Raw genomic sequence first — 4,877 nt, forward strand, 5'->3', positions numbered from 1 at the left:
ACGCACCCTCATCTGGGGTACCGCCAGGCACCCTTAGGGAGAATGCATCAAGGCGCGCCATGTGGCGCGCGCTTGACTTGATCTCCCCATTATAAAACTGGCGGTTTTCAGATGAGATCGCAGCCGAAGCTACGCAAATTAGACTTTTCTAGGGTTAAGGCTACGTCATCCTGTTTTGTTCTCCGAACAAGGTATCAATTAACCGAATGCAGTACTGTAATCAACCCTGGTTTACAGGCGGTTCTGGGTAACGGCCGACGGCACTCCGAAGGATTCGCGAGGCTCTGACGTCCACGGGTCTAATTCCTATGGGGGGAGGCCCCCCTCACCCAAAAAGCTACCTACTCCAGGGATAAAACCGGGGGGAGATAAAGAAGCGGCATCCAACCGCCTTCCTGCTGCCAGGAGTCACGGTTGGAGAAAAAGTAGAAATCTCCGTGGATCAGCGAAGCTCCTAAAGCCAGGTTCCTACTAACAATCCGCCACCGGGCTGCCGAGGAGCTCAGATCGGAAGGGCGTTTTTCCTAAACATTCCCTAATGGGAAATCATTCTATGGGAAACATTAAAGGGGAGCGAAAAGTCATGACTGCAAAGACTGTTCTACTTCAACATGTTCCAGTTCGGAAAATGACTCCTCGGGTACTTAGTTGTCCCAGGAAAACGTGACTTGGGTACTTAGTTGTCCCAGGGATTGCGCTATGCGGTACTTAGTTGTCCCAGGGGCTTCGAGACGGAGTAGCTCTCCTTTTTTGGGGTTCGCAGTCCCTCCATAATCCGGTGAATCAACCGGGCGGTAGGATTCTTGGTAGCAGGCCTACCTTCGATCACGTCTCCTTTGGCCTCGGCGAGTAATGTTTCAAATCGACTCTCACCCAATAAGGCTTTGGTCAACCGAAGGAAACGTTCGTTCCCCTCCACCCGAATCTGCCCGCGCTCCAGAAGGCTAAACTCATACTCAGTGATGGAGGGCATTTGGGCCAATCTTCGGTCAAGTTCCTGCTGGCTCCCCCCGCCTTCCATAAATGCCTGAGCGACCTTCCCAGTTCGATGTGGAGCGGAACGGCTAGGTCTCGCGTCGCGATCAATCCAGGCCAGGAGCTTGTAGTCCTCACCAGTCGCGGTTTCCTCCAGCCGGACTCGAAGTGATCCACTGAGCACGGGCACTTGGTCGAGCTGCTCGAGGACGGGTGTCGCGTTCTGCACGAAGAGCTTCTTCCGGAGCTTGCGAGTCGGTGGGACTGGATGTCCTACCTGCTCCAAAAGCCGTGTGAGCGCGATCTCAAAGGGCTGATTCTCGGTGTGGTGATGTGCGCGGCTGGGTAGATAGAGGTAGATGGCTTGGGCGAGTCGACTGCGCATGGTCGTGAAGGAATCGAGGTTGAGTTGGTGGGTCTCACGTAGATCATCCAGCGCGATGCACAGCTCGTTGCTGAGGGTCACTGAGTCAATCCACGTGGCTGAGGACGGCAGATTGGAAGAAGACTTGGCGGAGCAGCAAGGGTGCGGTCCCTGGCGGATCTCGATGCGCTCAATCAGGCGATAGGTACGAAGTATTTCGGATTTTGATTGTTGCACCCGGAGGTAGGTGTCCAGCAGATCACCGAGCAGCAACCTTAACTCCTGGGCATATCTGCCACCATAGGAACGGGCATAGCGGTGACAGAACTCCGACATGGAGAACTCGACCTTGGCACTGCACTCGAATGGCTTGCGGAAGCTTAGTAGTGCAAACAAAGCCCGGGCGTGCCGGACGTCCAGAGAGGGCGGGGTCTTGGCGGGGTTCAGAGGATGGAATCCACCGATCTGGTAGCGACGGTCGCCCACCGTCACCGAGCGCGACGTCGTCTGCGGGGTGGCGGCAAACAACGGGCAAAGCACGAAGTCTCTGGGGACCGCGATCCTCACAACCCTGTCTTCTGTTTAGAGCCAGTTCCTGCGCCACCAGGGGAACCACTTGGGAACCGTCCCGTTGGGCTCTAGGGGTGGAAGGGTGGCCCGACGGAACCCGCGCTCACAATGGACCACGATGCATTCATGGTCGCGGAGACTTCGGAGTTCGTAGGGTTTTAGCCGGTGTTCCTCAATCATCGAATAGTTGGTGCTCCGTTTCCCACCGCTATACCCCCAGGATCTACTGATAGTTCGCTTCTTCCCTAGGAAGTCGGCCGCCTGCACGGCGTCCGCCTCGTCAGCCGATCGGAAGATGATCCGGTTGCGTAGATTCAGAGTCAGCACCTTGGCCTTGTCCTGGCCCAACGCCGGGATCAATGACGTGGTGGATTGTGCAGCGGCGACGATGGTGGCACCCGCCTCCCGGATGACGTCCACGCAGTTGTAATCACTCATGCCGTCTTCGCTGGCGGTCATAAACCGCTGCGCTTCGTCGGCCCATAGAATAAGCAGGTTGTCTTTGGCACGGACGGCTCGAGGTTTGTCGAATCGGCGCAACGCATGTTGGTAATACAGAAGTTTTAAGAACGTGTTCACGTACCGCCGCTCCGTTTGGAACTTTTGCGGCATGGTCGTGAGGATGATTCGGCCCTGATCGATCTCTGCGAAGTCGAAGCTGCTCTCCGCAGAACAAAAAACCTCCGCGATTTCCGGGGTGATATAAAACTGGAGGTAGTTGCTGATCGTTTCACGGACGCCACCCAATTGTTCTGGGGGTTGCCCAAGAAAGCGGTTCTCAAAGTGTTCCACCAAGGCTGATCGCCGTGGGGTTTCTAGCAATTCTCCGAGGTAGCCCAGTTCGTCCCGAAGTTGCACATCGTCGGAGAGCAGTTCGAAAGCTCCGAGCAAAGTCACCGGCAATCGGAGTTCATAGAGAAGTTCCAGGGCATGTTGGATGTGGGTTTGAGCCTGACTCTTGAAAAACCCTTTGTCGCCCCCCTGCCCTAGGCTGGTTGCAGTATCTACCACAAACTTGGCGTAGGTGGTGAACGGGATGGAACGATCACCCGTGAGGTTGAATCGTTGAGGTGGACGCCAGGCTTCATCGGCTTCGTCTGGGCGTATCTGGAGCTGAACCAGATCATCGCTCCGTTCGTAGCGCTGAGCCATGGCGGCCAAGGTCTCCCAGTAGACCCCTTTTTCGTCGATGCACAAGCCGCCCCAGTTGGGTTCGTTCTGAAAGATCTGGTGTGCAAGCTGGTTAATCCCGGAGGAAGTCTTGCCTGAGCCGGTATCCCCGGTGATTAGCCATCCGCGGCAGAACTGCCCGCGTTTCCAGACAACCCCACCCAACCGAGCGACGATGGCCTTAGGCGTGGGGCGAAACAGCAACCAACCCGTAAGTCCGAGCAGGAATAGACCAAGCGCAAGCATCCACCCGCTTTCGAGTCGGGAGTTGAAGTCCGAGGCCCACGGGAACAAGGGCGTCAGAGTCTGAGAGTGAAGTGAATTCATTGAAAAACCTTTCCGATGAGGTATCCCCCCAGGACTCCGGCCAATGCGGCCAGCCAAGCTGCCGTGCGGGTGACGGTGCCAACGTCTTTACCTCGGTTCGCCTTCCCAAGTTTGACAGACAACGTCTGAGCCTGCTTGTGGAGCGCGCGGTTGACATCGAGCAAGGTTCCCATGTCCACACGTAGTGGTTCAAACGATGGAAAGTCCTTCTTGCGGAGGGCTTCCCAGTGATCCTGGTGAATTTTCAGGAGTTGCACCAAGAGCAGAACGGCATCGTCTTCCCGAAGACGGTGTTGCTGACGCCAGGCCTCGATAGCCGACTTCAGCTCACCATCACAGGGGGAAGGCGCGATTTCATGTGCTTTCATGGCGTCGGAATGAGGAGGCTCTTTGCGGTTTCGAGTTGGTCGTATAGCCGCCGTTGCCAGCTTTGGAGCCGCTGCCGATCAAGCAGACTAAAGGCTGGATGGGATTTTGAGGTGGTGGGAGTGGCGTTCTCTCGGTTGAGGGCCTCTACTAGCCAATCGGGCATGCGGCTCATAGAAATTTCTCGTCCCTCCAAGGACCCTAAAATATGTGTTTTGACCTTAGAGTTTTCATACAAAGCGAAGCTCTCACTGTGGGCCGCGTTGCGGACGATGAGGTACTGGGCTCCGGTCCCTAAATCATCGGAAAGCCGCTGAACCTGATCCAGGCTGTCCGGTTCGTGGTTAATGGGAATGATCAGAGTCAAAGAGGCCTGGAGGGTTTTGATTACTTCGCTCAGCCGAATTTCTCGAAAGTAATCCAGGAACAGATCGGTCGATGCCGCTCGACAGTCCACGACAACCAGCGCGTGGTTCTCCAACGCCTCGAGGATCCGGTCGAGGTCGCGAGGGAGACTCAGATCGATAAATCCTGCCTCAGGGTGAAAACGCTTGAGCGTGGAGTTCTCGTTGTCGCTGTCGAAAGCATAGTGAGCGATGTGCTGGTCTTTGAAGAACTGGATGAGGTTGACGGCAAAGAAGCTTTTACCGACACCTCCCTTACCGTTGAGGATGAGAATGAGACGTTTCATGGTTTATTGGGTTCAGCTAGACGGATGTTGGCGATGCGCGGTCCTTTGGAACGGGGAATGGATGAGATGAAAGAGGACGATGAGCTGGGCTCGGAGCCGAGGCTGGGAGATACCGGGGTTGCGGGCGGGGGCGGTTCTGGGCTCGAGACGGGAGTCGGCGGAGCTAATCGACGAGCGGAAGCTCGGCGTTTGGGGCGCGGCTTCTCGTCCAAAACCGAGTGACAGAACCGAGCGATGGCGGAACGGCATGTGGGCAGAGAATGCTGCGTGAGAAGTTCCGCGATCGTCTCGTACGACGCGCCCTTGCGCCGGAGCTCAGCGATCATGTCTTTGGCGGGGAGCAAAGCATGAAACCTGTGGCGCGGTGGCGGGGCGAACTGCTCGACCACCGCGTGGAAACGATTGGGATCAAAT

General features: G+C 56.3%; 4 protein-coding genes. All 4 read right to left on the minus strand.

Going from position 1 to position 4,877, the window contains the following annotated elements:
• Positions 1-697 precede the first annotated feature (697 nt).
• The 4 genes from JNN07_24460 to JNN07_24475 are packed head-to-tail and all read right to left on the minus strand — an operon-like array spanning position 698 to position 4,463.
• On the minus strand, positions 698-1,906 hold the full coding sequence (locus JNN07_24460; protein MBL9170908.1) for a hypothetical protein: 1,209 nt from the start codon (positions 1,904-1,906) through the stop codon (positions 698-700).
• 15 nt (positions 1,907-1,921) lie between these two features.
• Positions 1,922-3,406 (minus strand): type IV secretory system conjugative DNA transfer family protein, encoded by a 1,485-nt coding sequence (locus tag JNN07_24465; GenBank protein MBL9170909.1) that lies wholly within the window; start codon positions 3,404-3,406, stop codon positions 1,922-1,924.
• Positions 3,403-3,774, minus strand: a complete 372-nt coding sequence (locus tag JNN07_24470) for a hypothetical protein (protein MBL9170910.1) — start codon at positions 3,772-3,774, stop codon at positions 3,403-3,405. Before JNN07_24470 ends, JNN07_24465 begins: the two co-directional genes overlap by 4 nt.
• Entirely contained in the window at positions 3,771-4,463 is a 693-nt protein-coding gene (locus JNN07_24475; GenBank protein ID MBL9170911.1) for a hypothetical protein, read from the minus strand. The genes JNN07_24470 and JNN07_24475 overlap by 4 nt, the downstream gene beginning before the upstream one ends.
• Positions 4,464-4,877: the final 414 nt, after the last annotated feature.

Source organism: Verrucomicrobiales bacterium (assembly GCA_016793885.1).
Taxonomy (GTDB): domain Bacteria; phylum Verrucomicrobiota; class Verrucomicrobiia; order Limisphaerales; family UBA11320; genus UBA11320.

Bases quoted from the DNA above. Each gene is read 5' to 3' on its own strand.
- JNN07_24465 (MBL9170909.1), bottom strand. From the start codon at position 3,406: ATGAATTCACTTCACTCTCAGACTCTGACGCCCTTGTTCCCGTGGGCC.
- JNN07_24470 (MBL9170910.1), bottom strand. From the start codon at position 3,774: ATGAAAGCACATGAAATCGCGCCTTCCCCCTGTGATGGTGAGCTGAAG.
- JNN07_24475 (MBL9170911.1), bottom strand. From the start codon at position 4,463: ATGAAACGTCTCATTCTCATCCTCAACGGTAAGGGAGGTGTCGGTAAA.